Source organism: Actinacidiphila glaucinigra, assembly GCF_900188405.1.
In the GTDB taxonomy this organism is placed as follows: Bacteria; Actinomycetota; Actinomycetes; order Streptomycetales; family Streptomycetaceae; genus Actinacidiphila; species Actinacidiphila glaucinigra.
The window spans coordinates 125,683-144,474 of record NZ_FZOF01000010.1 but is presented as its reverse complement, the minus strand read 5'-3'; the positions used below and the strand labels follow the sequence as shown (position 1 = coordinate 144,474).

17 protein-coding genes are annotated in these 18,792 nt (G+C 74.2%); 10 read left to right on the top strand and 7 right to left on the bottom strand.

Annotated features, from left to right (window positions below; translation table 11 throughout):
• Positions 1 to 12 precede the first annotated feature (12 nt).
• Entirely contained in the window at positions 13 to 2,085 is a 2,073-nt protein-coding gene (locus CHF15_RS21970; protein WP_089225558.1) for a SpoIIE family protein phosphatase, read from the bottom strand.
• 188 nt (positions 2,086 to 2,273) lie between these two features.
• Between CHF15_RS21970 and CHF15_RS21965 the strand changes: the two genes are divergently transcribed.
• The gene (locus CHF15_RS21965; RefSeq protein WP_089225557.1) at positions 2,274 to 2,840 is read left to right on the top strand and encodes a type 1 glutamine amidotransferase domain-containing protein; all 567 of its coding nucleotides are present in this window, start codon (positions 2,274 to 2,276) and stop codon (positions 2,838 to 2,840) included.
• Positions 2,841 to 2,863: 23 nt separating this feature from the next.
• Here the strand turns inward: CHF15_RS21965 and CHF15_RS21960 are convergent, their stop codons facing one another.
• Both CHF15_RS21960 and CHF15_RS21955 read right to left on the bottom strand, forming a co-directional pair.
• Positions 2,864 to 3,523: a response regulator gene (locus tag CHF15_RS21960; RefSeq protein ID WP_089225556.1), complete on the bottom strand. Its 660-nt coding sequence runs from the start codon at positions 3,521 to 3,523 to the stop codon at positions 2,864 to 2,866.
• Positions 3,520 to 4,476: a HAMP domain-containing sensor histidine kinase gene (locus CHF15_RS21955; protein WP_089225555.1), complete on the bottom strand. Its 957-nt coding sequence runs from the start codon at positions 4,474 to 4,476 to the stop codon at positions 3,520 to 3,522. The genes CHF15_RS21960 and CHF15_RS21955 overlap by 4 nt, the downstream gene beginning before the upstream one ends.
• A 264-nt stretch (positions 4,477 to 4,740) precedes the next feature.
• Here CHF15_RS21955 and CHF15_RS21950 point away from each other — a divergent pair, with 264 nt between their 5' ends.
• The gene (locus tag CHF15_RS21950) at positions 4,741 to 5,022 is read left to right on the top strand and encodes a DUF3040 domain-containing protein (protein WP_089225554.1); all 282 of its coding nucleotides are present in this window, start codon (positions 4,741 to 4,743) and stop codon (positions 5,020 to 5,022) included.
• A 168-nt stretch (positions 5,023 to 5,190) separates the two neighbouring features.
• Positions 5,191 to 6,774, top strand: a complete 1,584-nt coding sequence (locus tag CHF15_RS21945) for a multicopper oxidase family protein (RefSeq protein WP_089225553.1) — start codon at positions 5,191 to 5,193, stop codon at positions 6,772 to 6,774.
• Positions 6,775 to 6,819: 45 nt separating this feature from the next.
• Here CHF15_RS21945 and CHF15_RS21940 read toward each other — a convergent pair whose 3' ends face one another.
• Positions 6,820 to 8,070, bottom strand: a complete 1,251-nt coding sequence (locus CHF15_RS21940) for a DUF6777 domain-containing protein (RefSeq protein WP_245938956.1) — start codon at positions 8,068 to 8,070, stop codon at positions 6,820 to 6,822.
• Between the two features lie 272 nt (positions 8,071 to 8,342).
• Between CHF15_RS21940 and CHF15_RS21935 the strand changes: the two genes are divergently transcribed.
• The 4 genes from CHF15_RS21935 to CHF15_RS21920 all read left to right on the top strand — a co-directional run bounded on the left by CHF15_RS21935 (position 8,343) and on the right by CHF15_RS21920 (position 13,263).
• Positions 8,343 to 10,436, top strand: coding sequence for a SpoIIE family protein phosphatase (locus CHF15_RS21935; protein ID WP_089225551.1), 2,094 nt, complete (start codon positions 8,343 to 8,345; stop codon positions 10,434 to 10,436).
• 124 nt (positions 10,437 to 10,560) lie between these two features.
• Entirely contained in the window at positions 10,561 to 11,121 is a 561-nt protein-coding gene (locus CHF15_RS21930; RefSeq protein WP_089225550.1) for a hemerythrin domain-containing protein, read from the top strand.
• Between the two features lie 175 nt (positions 11,122 to 11,296).
• Positions 11,297 to 11,824: a hypothetical protein gene (locus CHF15_RS21925; protein WP_179279902.1), complete on the top strand. Its 528-nt coding sequence runs from the start codon at positions 11,297 to 11,299 to the stop codon at positions 11,822 to 11,824.
• A 92-nt stretch (positions 11,825 to 11,916) separates the two neighbouring features.
• Complete coding sequence (locus CHF15_RS21920) at positions 11,917 to 13,263, top strand: FUSC family protein (protein ID WP_089225548.1); 1,347 nt, start codon at positions 11,917 to 11,919, stop codon at positions 13,261 to 13,263.
• A 49-nt stretch (positions 13,264 to 13,312) separates the two neighbouring features.
• Here the strand turns inward: CHF15_RS21920 and CHF15_RS21915 are convergent, their stop codons facing one another.
• Complete coding sequence (locus CHF15_RS21915) at positions 13,313 to 14,140, bottom strand: alpha/beta fold hydrolase (protein ID WP_089225547.1); 828 nt, start codon at positions 14,138 to 14,140, stop codon at positions 13,313 to 13,315.
• Between the two features lie 174 nt (positions 14,141 to 14,314).
• Positions 14,315 to 15,049, bottom strand: a complete 735-nt coding sequence (locus tag CHF15_RS21910; protein WP_089225546.1) for an SOS response-associated peptidase — start codon at positions 15,047 to 15,049, stop codon at positions 14,315 to 14,317.
• Positions 15,050 to 15,148: 99 nt separating this feature from the next.
• On the opposite strand from CHF15_RS21910, the gene CHF15_RS21905 reads away from it, so the two are divergent.
• On the top strand, positions 15,149 to 15,991 hold the full coding sequence (locus CHF15_RS21905; RefSeq protein WP_089225545.1) for an SDR family NAD(P)-dependent oxidoreductase: 843 nt from the start codon (positions 15,149 to 15,151) through the stop codon (positions 15,989 to 15,991).
• Positions 15,992 to 16,247: 256 nt separating this feature from the next.
• Here CHF15_RS21905 and CHF15_RS21900 read toward each other — a convergent pair whose 3' ends face one another.
• Entirely contained in the window at positions 16,248 to 16,844 is a 597-nt protein-coding gene (locus CHF15_RS21900; RefSeq protein ID WP_089225544.1) for a TetR/AcrR family transcriptional regulator, read from the bottom strand.
• Positions 16,845 to 17,004: 160 nt separating this feature from the next.
• On the opposite strand from CHF15_RS21900, the gene CHF15_RS21895 reads away from it, so the two are divergent.
• Positions 17,005 to 17,925: an NAD(P)-dependent oxidoreductase gene (locus CHF15_RS21895; RefSeq protein WP_089225543.1), complete on the top strand. Its 921-nt coding sequence runs from the start codon at positions 17,005 to 17,007 to the stop codon at positions 17,923 to 17,925.
• Positions 17,922 to 18,788 (top strand): SCO6745 family protein, encoded by an 867-nt coding sequence (locus tag CHF15_RS21890; protein ID WP_089225542.1) that lies wholly within the window; start codon positions 17,922 to 17,924, stop codon positions 18,786 to 18,788. The genes CHF15_RS21895 and CHF15_RS21890 overlap by 4 nt, the downstream gene beginning before the upstream one ends.
• The last annotated feature ends 4 nt before the right edge of the window (positions 18,789 to 18,792 follow it).

The window sequence follows — 18,792 nt, the reverse complement described above, 5'->3', positions numbered from 1 at the left end:
CGGGCACGTCCGTCACACGTCCCGGGGGCGCGCGATGAGGAGGGCCACGTCGTCGCGGTCGGCGGGGTGGCGGAGGGCGGCGAGGAGGCGGTCGCAGGTCTCCTCGACCGGTTCGTCGGGGGCGTCCAGGAGCCGGAGCAGGTCGTCGAGGCGTTCGTCGATGGCGCGGTCGCGGGTCTCGACCAGGCCGTCGGTGTAGAGGACGAGGCGGTCGCCCGGGACGAGGTCGACGGTGGTGCTCTCGAAGGGCACGCCGCTGACCACCCCCAGCGGGGTGCCCGTGGGCAGGTCGAGCAGTTCGGGGCGCTTGCCGGCGCGGACGACGACCGGGGGCAGGTGCCCGGCGTTGGCGAGGTGGCAGATTCCGCGACCGGGGTCGTACACCGCGTAGACGCAGGTCGCGATGTAGGGGTCCAGCCCGTGGGTGATCCGGTCGAGGTGGCCGAGGACCTGGGCCGGGGCGAGGTCGAGGCCGGCGAGGGTGGAGGTGGCGGTGCGGAGCCGCCCCATGGTGGTGGCCGCGGGGACGCCGCTGCCCATGACGTCGCCGACGACGAGCGCGACCCTGCCGTCGTCGAAGGGGATCACGTCGTACCAGTCGCCCCCCACCTCGCTGCTGGCCTGGGCCGCGCAGTAGCGGGCGGCGAGTTCCAGTCGGGCGTGGACGGGCGGGAGTTGGGGCAGGAGGCTGCGCTGCAGGGTCTCGGCGGTGCTGCGCAGCTGCTGGTGGAGGCGGGCGTTGTCGATGGACACGGCGGCGCGGGAGGCCAGTTCGCAGGCGAGTGTCTGGTCGTCCTCGTCGAAGGGCTGGGGGGTTCGGGCGCGGGCGAGGCCGAGGACGCCGAGGATCCGGCCGCGGGCGATGAGCGGGACGGCCAGGGCCGTGTGGACGCCCGCCCGGGCCAGCAGCGATGCGGCGTCGGGGTCGCGGGCGACGTGCACCAGGCTCCGCTCGTCGGCGTGGGTGATCAGGCCCGGGCGGCCGGTGTCCAGGCACCGCGCGGCCAGGTGGTCGGGACCGTACGAGACGAGGCGCCCGGGCCTGCCGAAGGCACCGGCCGCCTCTCCGGCCTCGACGCACTTGGCGGAGAGCGCGCGGAAGCGGGTGCGGTCGTGGCCGGGCTCGCCTCCGTCGTCGCGCAGTGCGGAGTCGAGGACGTCGACGGCGGCGAAGTCGGCCAGTTCGGGGACGACGACGTCGACGAGTTCCCGGGCGGTGTCCTCGACCTCCAGGGAGTTGCCGATGCGGGCGGAGCTGTCGGCGATCACGGCGAGGCGCTGCCGGGCGCGGTCGGCCTCCTGGGCCGAGCGGTGCCGGTCGGTGACGTCCACCACCGAGGTCGCGATGCCCAGGACGTGCCCGTTGCGGTCCGCCAGCCGGAAGTAGGACACCGACCAGGCCCGGTCGGCCGTCGGGTCGGCGGGGGTGCGGCCGACCACGTACCGGTCGACGATCGGCGTGCCGGTCCGCAGGACCTGGCGGAGCGCGTCCTCCGCCATGCGGAACCTGGCGCCGGGGAGCACCTCGCGGAAGGGGCGGCCGATGTGGTCGCCCTCCGTCATGCCGTGCATCGCGGCGAGCGCCGGGTTGACGGACAGGTAGCGCAGGTCGGTGTCGAGGACCGCGAGCCCGATCGGGGACTGCGCGACCAGTTGGAGGGAGAGGGCGAGGCCGCGTTCCAGCCGCTGCAGCACGGGCCGGTCGGTGGCTATCCCCAGGGCGTAGACGCGGCCGCGGCTGTCCGTCAGGCGGACGTTGCGGAACTCCGCCAGCCGGGTGCCGCCGTCCTTGTGGCGCACGGGAAACGCTCCCGACCAGCTGCGGCCGGTCTCCAGCACCTCCGTGAACAGCCTCATGGCGTCGTCGCGGTGCTCGGGCCGGACCAGCAGCGGCGCGGCGTACCGGCCGACCGCCTCGTCCGCGGTGTAGCCGAACAGTTGCTCCGCCTGCGGGCTCCACATGTCGATGCGCCCGTCCGACTCGAGCAGGACCGCGGCGACTCCCAGGAGGTCCATCAGTCCACTGGGGCCCAGTGCCCTGGCCTCGAGCTGATCGGCGCCGAGCGGCGACCGCGCTTCGCTCATCGCAGGCTCCCTCTTCGCCCGCCCCTTCGCCGATCCCTTCCTCACTTTCCGTCCGTCCGCCTACCCCGGCTGCGGCGAGTGAGTCCTGCTCTTCGGCTGCACCGGCGGACCACGTGACCACGTTTCGCCGGCCCGCTCCCGGGCAGGCGCCCATATCGCACGAGAAGCGCACAGAAGAGGGAAATCCCATGGCTGCAGAGTTCCCGGGCGGCCGCCGTGTCCTGGCGGTCGTCTCCAATTACGGGGTCGAGCAGGACGAGCTGGTCGTCCCCGTCGAGCACCTCCGTGACAAGGGTGCCGACGTCACCGTCGCCGCGACGCGGCGTGACGCCGTGCAGACCCTGGTCGGGGACAAGGATCCGGGCAAGGTCGTGGAGCCGGACACCACCCTCGACGAGGTGGACCCGACCGGTTTCGACCTGCTGCTCATCCCCGGTGGCACCATCAATGCCGACAACCTCCGTCTCCAGGGGAAGGCGATGGACGTCGTACGGGCGTTCGCCTCGTCCGGGCGCCCGATCGCGGCGATCTGCCACGGCCCGTGGGCGCTGGTCGAGGCGGGCGTCGCGAAGGGCAAGACGCTGACCTCGTACGCCTCGGTGCGGACCGACCTGCTCAACGCGGGCGCCGCGTCCTGGGTCGACGAACCGGTGGTGAGCGACGCCTCCGCCGGGTACCCGCTGGTCACCTCGCGCACGCCGAAGGACCTGGACGCCTTCCTGGGCGAGGTCGACAAACTCCTCGCCGTCAGCTGAGCGCGGTCGCCGCGCGAGCCGGGTCAGGGCTCGATGAGCCCGGCCCGGATCGCGTAGCGCGTGAGTTCCAGGCGGTCGCGCAGACCGAGCTTCTGCAGGAGGTTGGCGCGGTGGCGCTCGACCGTCTTGATGCTGATGAAGAGCAGGTCGGCGATCTCCTGGGACGTGTGGCCCTCGGCGACGAGCTTGAGGATCTCCTCCTCGCGCTCGGTGATGGCACGGGCCGGCAGGGGCTCTCCCTGGCGGGCGCGTTCGAGGTAGCTGCGGATCAGGGTGGTCACGGCGCCGGGGTAGATGAAGGGTTCGTCGCGCACGGCGGCCCGGCAGGCTTCCACCAGGTCGCGGTCGGCCACGGACTTCAGGACGTATCCGCTGGCCCCGGCCTTGAGGGCCTCGAAGAAGTACTGCTCGTTGTCGTACATCGTCAGGATGAGGATGCGCAGGTCGGGACGGAGCCTGCTCAGTTCCCGGGCGGCCTGCAGGCCGGTCATACGGGGCATGGCGATGTCCAGTACGGCCAGGTCGACGGGCTCCGCGCGGGCCCTGGCGACGGCCTCGGCGCCGTCACCGGCCTCGGCGACGACGGTCAGGTCGGGTTCGCCGTCGAGGATCAGCCGCACGCCCCGCCGCACCAGCGCGTGGTCGTCGGCGAGGAGGATGCGGGTGGGCGGCGGCGCGGTCATCGCGGGCCGTCCGCCGCCGGCGCGGGCACGTCGAGCCGGATGCCGGCGCCACCGCCGGGGGCGGCACCGACGGTCAGCGTCGCGCCGATGAGCAGGGCCCGTTCGCGCATGCCGCGCATCCCGGCGCCCTCGGGGGCGTCGCCGATGCCCTTGCCGTTGTCCCTGACCAGGAGTTCGGCCCCGCCTCCTGGGGCGGCGCCGAGGTGTATCTCCACGCGGTCCGCGCCCGAGTGCCGGGCCGCGTTGGTGACGGCCTCCTGGGCGACCCGGTAGAGGACCAGCTCGGTCTCGTCGTCGAACGCGGGGAGCGCGGGCCCCCACTGCTCCACGACGGTGAGTCCTGGGGTGGTGAACTCGCCGGCCAGGGCGCGCAGTGCGCTGTGCAGGCCGAGTTCCTCCAGGACGCCGGGGCGCAGACGGCGCGCGATGCGGCGGATCTCGTCCAACCCGGCGCGCGTGGTCTCCTGCACCTGCCGCAGGTCGTCCTTGAGGGGGTCGGGGGCCAGGTCCGCACTGCGCCCCAGTTGCAGGACGACGGCGGTGAGGGTCTGGCCGACCTCGTCGTGGAGTTCCTGGGCGATCCGCTGCCGTTCGGCCTCCTGGGCGGACAGCACGCGGGCGCTGGTGGTGGCGCGCTCGGACTCCAGACGGTCGAGCATCGTGTTGAACGTGGAAATCAGTGCGGACATCTCACCCGATCCGGTGACGGCGGGGCGGCCGCCGGGGCGCAGCAGGTCGGCGGAGTTCATCGCCCGGCTCAGTCGCTGGAGCGGTGCCAGCCCGACGCGCAGCAGCAGGGCGTTGGCGACGAGCATCGCGGCCAGCCCCACACCCAGCACCAGCGCCTCGCCCAGCAGCACGGGCGTGGAGACCGTGACGGGGCCGAGCAGGAGCACCGCGGCGACGACCAGCACCGCGCCGTTCAGCAGGAAGATCCGCCAGTACAGCGACATGGTCCCGCCTTCCTCGGGGGCCTCCCTCCACTGTCCGCCGACACGGCCGTGACGTCCTGCGCGGGCGGGCTGCCGCGCCCCTCCCGCCGTGGGCGGCGGGGCACCCGGGTCCCGCTTCCAGCCTGCCCCGGGCCGGGGGCCGGAACCATCGGGGCCGGCACCCATTTCCAGGCCGCTGGATTGGGTGCCGGCCCCGATGGTTCCGCGGGCGGCTACGGGCGACGGTGGAGGTGACAGGGCCCACCGCTCCGGGAGGAGGACACCATGCCGCACCTGCACAGGGCCATCGAGGACCTCGAGGCCGAGACGAGGCGCACGGACCCCCGCTTCGCCGAGGGGTTGCGGACCGGCCGCCCCTGCGCGCCACGCGAGTACCGGCGCCGCATGGGCTGGTTCCTGCAGGCGGTGGCGCTCGCCTGGATCCTGATCGGCATCGCGCTGCCGCAGGGGCTGCTGCTGGCGGCCGGGCTGGTCCTGGCCGGCATCGGCACGGGGGTCCTGTCCCCCCGGCACGACGCCGTGGGGCGGGGCCGCCGGCGGTCCTGAGCCGGGCCGGGAGGGCGGTTTCGGGGATCGGACGCGCGGTGGGCGGGCGGCCGGCGGGTCCGAAGGTTGTTCACGGGGCCCGCGTGTGGCGCCGTTGCGCGGGGCTCGGGCGGGCTATTGTGTCGCCGACCGAAAAATTGCGCAAATCGTCACATTTGGGAGACCTACGTGATCGAAGGCATCGGCAGGCGCCGTTTTCTCGCCGCGGGGGCGGCCGTGGTCGGGGCGGGCGCGGCGGCGAGCCGGGCCTGGGCGGGCACACCGCTGGCCGATGTACCACCGGGCGGGATCCTGCGGAGCAAGGCCCGGCTCCCGCGCCCGTTCCAGGTACCCCTGCCGGTCCCGCCGGTCCTCGAGCCCACGCTGCGGACCGCGACGACCGACTACTACAACATGACGCAGCGCGAGGCGAGGCTGGAGATCCTCCCCGGACTGCGCACCAAGTGCTGGACGTACGACGGCCTCTTCCCCGGGCCCACGATCGTCTCCCGTTCGGGGCGCCGTACGGTCGTCACGCACCGCAACGAGCTGCCCCAGCCGACCGTGGTCCATCTGCACGGCGGTCACACTCCTGCCGAGAGCGACGGGTACCCGATCGACCTGACGATGCCGGTCGGCAGCGCCATGTCCTACGACGACGCGATGGCGGGCATGCCGGAGATGCACGGCTCGTCCGGGAACCTCAGCCACGGCCAGCGCAGTTACACCTACCCGATGCTGCAGCGCGCGGCGACTCTCTGGTACCACGACCACCGCATGGGCTACACCGGCCCGGCGGTGTACCGCGGTCTTGCCGGGTTCCACCTGTTGACGGACGACGAGGAGGACGGGCTCGACCTGCCGCGCGGCTCCCGCGACATCCCGCTGCTGCTGGCCGACCGGGCGTTCGGCGAGAACGGGGGGCTGCTCTACCCCGCGGTCGACTCGGGCATGCACAAGCCGGGCGTCGTGCACTCGCACCACTTCGGGATGATGGGCGACGTCATCCTCGTCAACGGCGCCCCATGGCCGGTGCACCGGGTCCGGCGGCAGCGCTACCGGCTGCGCTTCCTCAACGGCTGCAACGTCCGGGACTTCCGTCTGGAGCTCGACCCGCCGCCGCCGGGCGGCAGGGGCCTGCTGCAGATCGGCAGTGACGGCGGACTGCTGGGCACCCCGCTGGCCCACGACAGCCTGCGCATGGCCCCGGCCGAACGCTTCGACATCATCGTGGACTTCGCCCGCTACCGGCCCGGCACCAAGGTGCGCCTGGTCAACCGCTTCGGCAGCGGCAGCACCGCGCAGGTCATGCGCTTCGACGTCTCGCCGTCCTCGCGGAAGCCGCACGACGACACCCACATCCCCAAGCGGCTGTCGCACTACCCGGCCACCGTCCTCGACCCCAGCAAGGCCGTGGCCCACCGGACCTTCGCCTTCCGGCACTCGCGCGACGGCTGGACGATCAACGGCCTGCCGTACAAGCCCGGCCGCTCGCTGGCCCGGGTGAAGCTCGGCACGGTCGAGATCTGGAAGTTCACCTCGGTGTTCTTCCATTCGGTGCACGTGCACCTCGACGCGTTCCGGGTGCTGTCCCGCAACGGCAAGAAACCGGGCGCGTTCGACGCGGGCTGGAAGGACACCGTGGCGACGGGTCCGGGCGAGACCGTCGAGGTGGCGGTCCGCTTCACCGACTACGCGGGCAAGTTCATGATCCACTGCCACAACCTCGAGCACGAGGACATGGCGATGATGGCCGACTTCAGCACGTACTGAGCGGGACCCGGGCCCAGCCACGGCGGCCTCCGGCCCGGCGCGGCGTCACTGCGACGCGGCCGGGCCGGTCGGCTGTCCGGGGCCCGTACCGCCGGGCGGGGGGCCGCCCGGCGTTCCGGGTGTTCCGGGCGTTCCGGGCTCGGGGCTGCGCGGGGCGGGGCCCGTGCCGGCCGGCGGGGACTGCGGGGCGGTCCCGCCCGGTTCGCCCGTCGGCGTGGCGGGGCCCTGCTCCGGGGCGGCGGGTGAGCCGCTCCGCGGTGACCCGGACGGGCTGCCGGACGGCGTGTTCCGCGGGGGTGTCGTCGGCTCGTCCCCGGAGGCCTTGCCGTCGCCGCCGGCCCGGGTGAACCACTCGCCGGTGCCCGGGTCGCGGACCACGAACTTCCGCACCGGCTCGGACGCCGGGGCCACCACGACGGTCCTCGACGGCTGGTAGCCGGGCCACGCGCGGCCGACGGTCGTGGCGCCGCCCTTCTGCTCGACCGGACGGGTCAGCGGATTTCCGCAGGCGCAGCGCACCCGGGGCAGGCCCCGGTCGTCGACCAGGACCGCCGTCCCGGCCTGCAGCACCGACTGGAAGGCGGTGGGCCGGCCGCCGCGGTAGCCGTGGTTGGTGACCCGGGTGTCCGCGCGCAACTGGAGCGGGGTCAGGTCCCGCAGGTACGCCGGCACGCCGGACGGCTCGAGGCCCAGCACGCCGGCGAACGCCTTGTTCTTCGCCGGGTCCGCCGACAGGGCGCTGATCTGCTTCTCCACGTCGCAGCTCGCGGCGTCGCGCGTGCCGCCGTAGAGGCCGGGCATGGCGCCGCTGTAGACCTGCCGCACGGCGCCCCCCGTCGTCGACGGGGTCGGCAGTGCCGGTGTCGCCGAGGGGGCGGCGGTCTCCTCGGCCGTCGACCGCGTGAACGGGTTCGGTCCCGCGCTGCCCGCCGTCTGCAGGAAGAGCTCCCCCTGCTTGCCGCCCGACACCCCGCCGGGCCGGGTGAACACCACGGCCAGGGCCACCGCGGCCACCACGACCGCGGTGACCGCCGCCACCTTGGGCACCGATCGCCACCAGGGGCCCTCGTGTCCTCCGCCGTCCCCGTCGCCGCCTCCCCCGCCCCCTCCGCCGCCGTCGTCCGGAGGTTCGCCCGGTGGCGGGGGCGGTTCCCCCACGACGACCGTCGGGGTCCGGCGGCGCCGTCCGGACGGGTCCTGGCCGGGGGGCCTCGCCTCGTCCGTTCCGTCGGGTCCGGACAGCGGGCCCGCCGGCGGGCCCTGGGGGCGGGCGAGCGAGGGCGGTAGAACGCTCACAGGGCTTTCCTCCACTCGTCCCCGGCCGGCACGCGGGCGGACGGCGCCGCCGTCCGCCTCAGAAGCCCCACCCGCTGACCATTGTGTGCGCCGCCCACACAGTCCCCGCAAGCCGACGTGCGCCGGGACGGGGCGCCCGTACGGTCCCCTCGCCGGGCCCCTGCGAGGGGTGCGCCGCCACCGCTCCGGGGGGACCATGGAATCGCGTCGGCGGGAACGGCGGGGGACGGCGGACCGACCGGCCGGAACGGCAGGCGGAAGAGGCGCCCACCATGAGCGACACGGATCGGTACACGACCGGCCCGGAGCGGCTGGAGGGGCTCTCGACGAGCCCGAGCGGGCTGATGGACCTCCTGGGTGTGGCCGCGGTGCTCCTGGAGGGGGACGGCCGGGTGGACATGTGGAGTCCGCAGGCCGAGGAGCTGTTCGGCTACACGGCGGAGGAGGCGGTCGGCCGCTACGCCGCCCATCTGCTGGTGCACGACGCGCACCGCAAGCTCGTCGTCCGGCTGTTCGCCGAGGTCATGAGGACCGGCGAGAGCTGGGCGGGGTCCTTCCCCGTGCGCTGCAAGGACGGCAGCCGGCGACTGGTGGAGTTCCGCAACATGCGGCTGATGGACAGCCTCGGCGACCACTACATCCTCGGGCTCGCGACCGACCGGACCACCATGCGCGAGGTGGAGCAGGAGGTCGCCCTGTCCACACGGCTGATCTCGCAGTCGCCGATCGGCATCGCCGTGCTGGACACCGGGTTGCGGTACCTCAGCCTCAACCCCGCGCTCGCGCGGTTCCACGACATCTCGGTCCAGGACCACGTGGGAAACACGTTCCGCAGCGTCCTGCCCGGGCCCGAGTTCCGTGCGGTGGAGGCGGAGATGCGGCAGGTACTGGCGTCGGGGGTGCCGATGCTCGACCGCTACATCGTCGGCCGCACCCCGGCGGGACCGCGCGACGAGCACGCCTGGGCGGTGTCCCTCTACCGGCTGGAGGACCACCGCGGACACGTGCTGGGCATCGCCGAGGTCGTCGTCGACATCACCGACCGGCACCGCGCGGCCGCGGAGGCCGACCGCGCCCGGCGCCGGCTGGCGATGATCGCCGACGGCTCCGCACGGATCGGCACCGCCCTGGAGGTGGAGCGGACGGTACGGGAACTCGTCGAGGTCGTGGTGCCGGAACTGGCGGACCTGGCGGTCGTCGACATCCTCGACGCCGTCCTGGACCAGCGCGCCCCCGCCCCTCCCCGGGGCGCGCCGGTGTTCCGCTCCCTCGCGGTCAGGAGCGCCTATCCGACGGACGCGGCCCGGGCCGTCCCCACCCCCGGCGACGTCGTCACCTACCACGCCGAGCACCTCTCGGCGCTGTGCGTGCGCACGCTCCGCCCCCACATGATCGCCCGCGCCGGCCGGCACGACCTCGAACGGATCAGCCCCGACCCCGAGTCGGCCCGGCTCCTGGTCGACGCCGGGGTCCACTCGTGCATGGCGATCCCGCTCATCGCCCGCGGCGAGGTGCTGGGCGTGCTCGGCATGTGCCGGGCCCGTACGCGGACGTCCTTCGACGAGGACGACCTCACCCTCGCCTGCGAACTGGCCGCGCGCGCGGCCGTGTGCATCGACAACGCCCGCTGGTACCAGCAGGTGAGCAACACCGCCGAGACCCTGCAGCGCAGCCTCCTCCCGCAGCCGCAGCCGCACCACCCCGGTCTGGAGGTCGCCGCGCGCTACCGGCCCGCCCAGGCCAGGAGCAAGGTCGGCGGCGACTGGTACGACGTCATCCCGCTCGACGGCGAGCGGACCGCGCTCGTCGTCGGCGACGTCATGGGCAGCGGCATCGAGGCCGCCACCACCATGGGACGCCTGCGCACCGCCACCTCCACGCTGGCCGAGCTGGACCTGGACCCCGCCCAGGTGCTGGCCCACCTCGACAAGATCACGCGCGGCCTCGACCCGTACATCGCGACCTGTGTGTACGCCCTGTACGACGCGCGCAGCGCCGAGTGCCGGCTGGCGACCGCCGGGCACCTGCCCCCGGTCCTGGTGCACGGCGACGGCTCCCCCGAACTGCTCGACCTGCCCACGGGGACGCCCCTGGGGGTCGGTGGCGTCCCGTTCGAGAGCGCGAGCATCACGCTCGTGCCCGGCGACCGCCTGGTGCTGTACACGGACGGGCTCGTGGAGACCCGCGACGACCCGATCGACGAGCGCCTCGCGCTGCTCCTGGCCCTGCTGGGCGCGCCGGATCCCTCGGTGGAGGAGACCTGCGACCGGCTCCTGCGGGAGCTGCCCGGCGCGGACGGGCACGACGACGTCGCCCTGCTGATCGCCCGCGCGGACCCGCACCGCCGGCCGTGGGAAAGCCCCTGATCAGGTGCCGCCGGGCGGGTGGTGACCGCGTCCCCGGGTGGGCTGGGCCCCGGGAGGGTGGAATGCATGGGGTTCGGCCCCGGCGCACGCCCGGGCCGTACTGCCGCACGAAAGGCGTGAGGGAATGGGACACGGCGGAAACGTGATCGCTGAGCTGCTGGCCGACCACCGCGAGGTCGAGGAGATCTTCGACCGCATGCAGTCGATGTCGACCGGCAACCCGGCGCTGCGGGAGCTGGTGGACGAGGTGACCATCGAGCTGGTGCGGCATTCGGTGGCGGAGGAGCAGTACCTCTACCCGGCCGTCCGCGAGCACGTCGAGGGCGGGGACCGCATCGCGGACAAGGAGATCGCGGACCACGCCAGGATCGAGGAACTGCTGAAGGAGCTGGAGCAGCTGCCGCCGAACGACGGCCGGTTCCACCCCCTGCTGATGCGGCTGATGGACGAGGTCACCGCGCACGTCCAGGACGAGGAGGGCACGCTCTTCCCCCGGCTCGGCAGCGCCTGCTCCCCCGAGGCGCTCGACGACCTCGGCGACAAGGTGCGCCGCGCCAAGTCCCTCGCCCCGACCCGGCCCCACCCCGCCGCGCCGGACACCCCTCCCGCCAACAAGATCATCGCTCCGGGCGCCGGCCTCGTCGACCGTGCCCGCGACTTCGTGAGCGGCCGCGGCCGGTCCTGACCGCCGGCCGCGCGGGCGGTGGCGCAGGGTTCCCGTTCCTTCCGGGGCCCTGCGCCGGTTCCTCGGGGGGCGGGCGTGATGCGGCTCATGTCGCGAAAGCGAGGTTTTACGTACGCTGGGCGCGCCGCGCCGGACGGGCGCGGCACCCCCGCGCACGGAGGACGGTTCGTTCGGCATGCACAGTGAGTTCTCGTCGGTCATCGCCGCGGCCACCCGGTGGCTGCTGTCCGCCTATCCGGCGACCGGTGGAGCGCTCAGCCGTGCCCTGACGGAGGCCCAGGCCCGCCAGGCCGCCACGGTCGCCGCCGCGCTGCGCCATCCGACGGCGGTGGACGCCGCCCTGCTCGGGCTGCTCGCGCCCGGCGGCGCCGACCGGCTGGACCGGATCGCCGGAGCCTGGGTCGCCGGGGAGGACGGCGAGGACGGCTGGCGGACCTGGGTGGACGAGGTCGTCGTGAGCTGGGCGGCCTGTCTGCTCTCCGACCCGGACCTGGCCGCCTCCGCGGTGACGGCCCTCGCGGCCACCGAGCACGGCGCCTCCCTCGCCGGCGACGCCCTCCGGCTCACCGACCCGGGCACCCACGACCGCGCGGCGGCCGCCCTCCTCCGGCACCCGGACCTGGTGGCCCCGATAGCGGGCCTGCACCGCGCCGAACTGACGGCGCTGCTGGCGGCGGAGCCGCTCGACAGCTTCCCGGCCTAACGGACCGGTTCCCGCGGCGCCGGACCCGCCGCCCACGTGCCGCGCGCGGCATTCGCAGGTGTATGCGGCGTTTGTTCGGGAAAAGGCAGAAGATGCCTCTACGTGATGCCGTGACCTGGTCGGCCCGCCGCTGCCGGGACCCGGTCGTCACGCTGACCGCGCGGGCCACCGTCGCCGCGACCATCTCGTATGTGATCGCCGTGCACGTCAGCAGCGAGTCCGCCCCGCTCACGGCGCCGCTCACCGCGCTGCTCGTCGTGCAGGTGACGCTGTACTCGACGCTCACCACCGGCATCCGCCGGGTGAACTCCGTGGTGGTCGGTGTGCTGATCGCCGTCGGGTTCAGCGTACTGGTGGGGCTGACGTGGTGGAGCCTGGGGCTGATCATCCTCGCGGCGCTGGTCATCGGGCAGTTCGTGCGGGTCGACGAGTTCGTCAACGAGGTGGCCATCAGCGCGATGCTGGTCCTCGGGGTGAGCCAGTTGACGGTGCAGGCGTGGGACCGCGTACTGGAGACCCTCATCGGGGCGGGGGTGGGTCTGCTGCTCAACGTCCTGTTCGCGCCGCCCGTGTGGGTGGGGACCGCCGGGGCGTCCATCGAGGACCTCGCCCGCCGCATGCGCCATCTCCTGCTGTGCTGCGGCGAGGAACTGGGCTCGCCCACCGCGGTCGAGCGGGCCGCGGCCCGGCTGCACGAGGCACGCCGGCTGGACCAGGACGTCGCCGAGGTCGACACCGCGCTGCGCCGGGCCGAGGACAGCCTGCGGCTCAATCCCCGTGTCAAGGAAGGGCTGTTGTCGCGGGTGGTGCTGCGGACCGGTCTGGACACCCTGGAGATCTGCGTGGTGGTGCTGCGCGTCCTGGCGCGGTCGCTGACCGATCTCGCCAAGCGGCGCGGCGCCGACGAGCCGCTGTTCGACCGCGACGTGGCGGTCGCCCTGGAGGAGCTCTTCGCGCATCTCGGAGGGGCGCTGGTCAGCTTCGCCGTCCTGGTGACGACGCAGGTGAGCAGCAACGCCGAGGAGGCCGAGGACCGGCTGGCCACGGAGCTCGCGGCGGCCCGCGCGAGCCGGGAGAAGGTCGCCGACATGCTGCTCGACCGGGTGCGGGAGCATCCGGGCGCCTGGCAGCTGCACGGGTCACTGCTCGCCGAGGTGGACCGCATCCTCGACGAGCTGGCCCTGGAGCACCGTTCCGACCGGCTGATGGAGGAGCTGGACGAGGCCGCCCGCGCGCAGCAGGAACGCTTCGCCGTGCTGGCCCGGTTGCGCCTGGTGGCGCGCGGCGAGCACGTCCGGCGCCGCCGTCGCGGGCGGGGGGCGCCCGCCGGGGAGGCGCGGACGGGACCGCCGCCGGTGCCCTCCGCCCGGGCGGACCGGCCGGGCCGCGCGCCGGGCGACCGGAGCCGCCCGGCGCACGACCGTTCCCGCTCGGGGTGACGTCACGGCCCGGCCGGCCCGGGGCGCGAGGGTGAAGGCCGCGGAAGGCTCAGCCGCGCGCGAACTCCAGCAGGTCGGCGTTGAAGCGTTCGGCGAATTTCGGCACCATCGCCAGCCCGTGCGGGGCTCCCTCGTACACCTTGTAGACGGCGCCCTTGACCAGCTTCGAGCTCTTGGCGCCCGCGGCGACGATGGGCACGATCTGGTCGTCGTCTCCGTGCACGATCAGCGTCGGGACGTCGATCCTCTTGAGGTCCTCGGTGGTGTCGGTCTCGGAGAACGCCTTGACGCAGTCGTAGGCGCCCTTGATGCCCACCGTCATGCTCCACAGCCAGAACTCGTCGCGGGTGCCCTGGCTGACGGTCGACCCTTCGCGGTTCGCGCCGTAGAACGCGGCGCTGAGGTCCCTGTAGAACTGGGACCTGTCGGTCGCCACGCCCTCGCGGATCTCGTCGAAGACCTCGATCGGAAGACCCTCGGGATTGGCCTCCGTCTTCAGCATCAGCGGAGGGATCGCGCCCACCAGCACGGCCTTGGCGACCCGGCCCGTCCCGTGCCGCCCCATGTAGCGGGTGACCTCGCCGCCGCCGGTCGAGTGCCCGACGAGGATGATGTCGCGCAGGTCGAGTTCCTCGATCACGGCCGCCAGGTCGTCGGCGTAGGTGTCCAGGTCGTTGCCGTCCCACGGCTGACCGGAACGCCCGCCACCACGGCGGTCGTGGGCGACGCCGCGGAAGCCGTTGTCCACCATCCACTGCATCTGCGGGTCCCAGGCGTCCGCGGTCAGCGGCCACCCGTGGGAGAACACGACGGGCTGGCCGGTCCCCCAGTCCTTGAAGAAGATCTGGGTCCCGTCCTTGGCTGTTGCGTACGGCATGATCCTGAGGCCTCCTCGCTCCGGGTGAGAACGCAGGGTTTCGGGGCTTGCCCGTACTCGGGCCGGACGACGGCCGGGCCGAGTACGCCGTTGCTCAAACCGTAATGCTGAGGCGATGTCCCGGCGCGCCGAGAGCGGACCGGGCAGGGCCCGGGATGCGCCCGAGGCGCCCGGTCAGGAGGGTGTGTCCAGCAGGTGGGGGCCGTTGTTGCGGACGCTGTTCACCGCCGTGCCGACGGCGCGGGCGGCCAGGTGGCCGTCGGCCGGCGCGGTCAGGAGGGCGCGGAGTTCGCCGGGGTCCTGGTGCTCGGGGTCGAGCCAGGCGTCGTAGTCGGCGGCCGCGATCGTCAGCGGCATCCGGGGGTGGACGCGGCCGGCGGCGTCGGTCGCGTCGGTGGTGATGATCGTGCAGGTGGCCAGCCAGGCGCCCGGGTCGTCGTCGCCGGCGACCTCCTTGTCCCGCCACCATTCGTACAGGCCGGCGAAGGCCATGCCCTGGTCCTGCTGCTCAGGGCTGATGAAGTAGGGCTGCTTGTAGGCCTTCCGGTCCTCGGTGGCCGGGACCGGGACCCACTCGTAGAAGCCGTCGGCCGGCAGCAGGCAGCGGCGCCGGGTGAAGGCGCGGCGGTAGGCCGGTTTCTCGTGGACGGTCTCCATACGGGCGTTGATCATCTTGGAGCCGATCGCCGGGTCCTTGGCCCAGGACGGGACCAGGCCCCACCGCAGCGGCCGCAACTGCCGCTCCAGCGCGCCGGTCTCCCGGTCGACGCCCTCCAGGACCGACCAGACGCTGTCCGTCGGGGCGACGTTCCAGTTCGGCGCCACGAGGGCTTCCGGATTCCATTCGGTGACCCGGAACTGCTGCACCAGGTCCTCGGGGCGTCGGGTGGAGACATAGCGGCCGCACATGGGCACCAGCCTGCCACGCCGTCCTGCGGCGGGGGGCGACCGCGCCCGCCGCGGCGAGTGCGGTCGAGGAAGCCGAAGCGTCCCATTACGGTCGTAAACATGACAGAGAACACTCAGACCCGGCCGCGTACCTGGCTGATCACCGGGGCCACCTCGGGCATCGGCCGCGAACTGGCCACCCAGGCGCTCGACGCCGGCGAGAACGTCGCCGCGCTGGCCCGCAGCACGGCGGCCCTGGAGGAACTGCGTACCGCCCACCCCGACCGGCTGCTCCTGATCGACACCGACGTACGCGACCAGGCGGCCGTCACGGCGGCGGTCGCGCAGGCGGTGGACCGCTTCGGCGGTCTCGACGTGGTCTCCAACAACGCCGGTTACGGCCTGTTCGGGGCCGTCGAGGAGGCCACCGACGAGCAGGCCCGCGCCATCTTCGACACGAACGTCTTCGGCGTCCTGAACGTGCTCCGCGCCGCCCTGCCCGTGCTGCGCGCCCAGGGTTCCGGGCACGTCTTCCAGGGCTCCTCGCTCTACGGGCAGAGCGCCCACTCCGGCGTCGGACTCCTGGCGGCGACGAAGTACGCCGTCGAAGGCCTCTCGGACGCCCTCGCCGACGAACTCGCCCCGCTCGGCATCAAGGTCACCATGGTCCAGCCGGGGCCCACCGCCACCGCGTTCCTCGGCAACCTGGACATCGCGGCGGCCATCCCCGACTACGACCGGACCGTCCGCGAGGTCCAGAAGGCCATCGGCGCACAGCCCGTGACCGCCTTCGCGTCACCGGCGCGCATCGCGGCGGGCATCCGGGCGGCCGCGGCCAGCGACACCCCGCCGCTGCGGCTGGCCCTGGGCATCTCCGGCGCGGACGCCATGCGCACCGCCCTCACCGCGCGCCTGGCAGACCTGGACGCCTGGGCCGAGACCACCCGCGCGGTCGACGCGTGACGGCTGCCGCCGCTCCGCGCCGTGGCCGACGGCAGGACCGTGGCCGCCGCGACGGGTCCGGCGTGTGCAGGCCGGTCGCCGGGTCCTCCCGGCCGGGCCTGCGTCAGCGACGGGCGGCCGGCGGCCGTGGCGCGCCGCCCCCGGGCATCCGCGTCCAGCGGCCTCGGCCGGAGCGTTCTCCGCTCCGTGGCCGACGCCCCGCACCGGCTGGGCGAGCGCGACCGGTGGCCGCTCCTCCCGGCGGGAAGGGGCCGGTTCAGCCGGGCGGTACGACGGAGGCGTCCAGCAGGGGGCCGAGTTCGCGGGCCACGGTGGTCAGGGCGCGTACGTCCCGCTCCGCCCTGGCGATGACGATGGCGCCCTCGATGGCGCTGATCATCAGCGTCGCCAGCGCCGGTGCCCGCCCGGCCGGCACACCCATCTCCTCCAGTGCCCCGGCGACGGGGCCGGTCCAGGTCGCGAAGGCTGCGGCCGCCGCCGAGCGGGTGGCGGCGGAGGTCCCGGCGCAGTCCACGGTGGCCGCCGCGACAGGGCAGCCGGCGTCGTAGCCGGACGCCAGGAACTCGTCCGTCCACTGGCCGACCATGGCGGCGAACAGCCCGGCGGGGGTCGGCTCGGGCAGGGCGGCCAGGAAGCGGGCCACCCGGTTGCCGGCGTAGCGGCCGGCCCAGCCGACGGCCTCGTTGACCATCTGCTCCTTGCCGCCGGGGAAGTAGTACTGCAGCGACCCCCGGGGGGCTCCGGCGTGGGCGGCGACGTCGCGCATGCCCGTCGCCGTGACGCCGCCGCGCCGGATGAGCTGCGCGGCGCTGAAGACCATGCGCTCGCGCGGACCCCGCTCGGAACCGGTCATCGCCGACCTCCCACTGTCTGCCCCTCCCGCCTTCCCGCCCCGCCCGCGCACGGGCCGACGACCGGCGCCGCGAGGTCTATTATGACGGCTGTCATAGCGTTATGACAGCCGTCATAACGCTACGGGTCGATCGGCCGGACGGCCGGGACGGCGGTGGGCAGTGGCGGACGTGGGATTCATCGGCCTGGGGATCATGGGGCAGCCCATGGCGCTCCGTCTGGCCGGTTCGGGGACGCGGCTCGTGGTCTGGAACCGCGCGGCCGCACGGTGCGCCCCGCTGCGCGCGGCCGGGGCCGAGGTCGCGGACGGGCCCGGCGCGGTGTTCGACCGGGCCCGCGTGGTCGTCCTGATGCTCGCCGACGGCGCCGCCGTCGACGCCGTCCTGGGCCGTGGCACCCCGGACTTCGCCGCCCGGGTGGCCGGGCATGTCGTCGTGCACATGGGGACCACGTCGCCCGCGTACTCGCGCGGTCTGGAGGCCGACGTCCGGGCGGCGGGCGGCCGCTACGTCGAGGCCCCGGTCTCCGGTTCCCGCAAGCCCGCCGAGGCGGGGCAGCTCGTGACGATGCTCGCCGGGGACCCGGAGGCGGTGGCGGAGGTGCGGCCGCTGCTCGCACCGGTCTGCCGGGAGTCGTTCGTCTGCGGACCGGTGCCCGGCGCGCTGCTGATGAAGCTCTCGGTCAACCTCTACCTCATCACGATGGTCACCGGGCTCACCGAGGCCTTCCACTTCGCGGAACGGCAGGGCCTGGACACCGGGCAGTTCCTCGACGTCCTGGACGCCGGGCCGATGGCCAGCGCGGTGTCGCGGATGAAGGCGCCCAAGCTGCGGGAGCGCGACTTCTCCGCGCAGGCCGCCGCGTCGGACGTGCTCCACAACAACCGGCTGATCGCCGAGGCGGCCCGCGCGTCCGGCCTGGCCTCGCCGCTGCTGGACGTCTGCCACGCCCTCTTCGACGAGACCGTGGAACAGGGCGGCGGACGGGCGGACATGGTGGCCGTCCTGCGGGCGATCGAGGCCAGGACGGACGTCGGCGGCGGCCTGCCGGCCGAGCTGCCGGCGGGAGGTGGCCGGCGGTGAGCGGGACCGTCACGCCGGCGGACGCCTCCGTCACCGCGCGGCGCGTGTGGCGGCTCGCCGAACCGGTGCACGCCGTCACCTACTTCGCGCCCGAGGCGCGCGCCGCCTACGAGGAGGCGGGGCTGCGCGGCTACTGGCGCGGCTACTTCGCCGGTCGCGCGGCGCCCCTCGGCCCGGTGGGACCGGAGCCCGTCGTGGCCGCCTTCTTCGGCTTCGCGCCCGGCATGGTGGCCCGCGCGCTGCCCGGCGTCTGGGCGCTCGCTCCGCCCGAACGCGCCCTGGAGGCTCGCCGACTCGGGGCGGGCGCGGCGCTGCGGCGGCTGCTGGCGGGGCAGGAGGCCGCCGTAGCGGAGGCGGTGGACCTGCTGCGTCCGGTGACCGACGGCCTCGACATCGCGGGGCGGGTGCTCGCCGCCGCGAACCTGGCGCTCCCCTCCCCCGGCGACCCGGTCGACGCCCTCTGGCACCAGGCCACGCTGCTGCGCGAGCACCGCGGGGACGGCCATGTCGCGGCGCTCGTCGCGGCCGGCCTGGACGGGTGCGAGGCGCTGGTGCTGCGCACGGGCATCGACCTGCCGCGTACGGAGTTGCAGCCGCACCGCGGCTGGACCGACGAGCAGTGGGCCGCCGCCGCGGCCCGTCTCGCCGCCCGCGGCCTGCTCGGCACGGACGGCGCCGCGACCGCCGCGGGCCGGGAGGCCCACGGTGCGCTGGAGGAGGCCACCGACCGCGCCGCCCGGCGGCCCTGGGAGGCGATGGCGCCCGAGGCGGTCGAGCACCTGGTCACGCTGCTGTCCACGGTGGCGCGGGCCTGCGCGGGGGCGCTGCCGTACCCGAACCCGATGGGTGTGCCCGCACCCTGAGGGG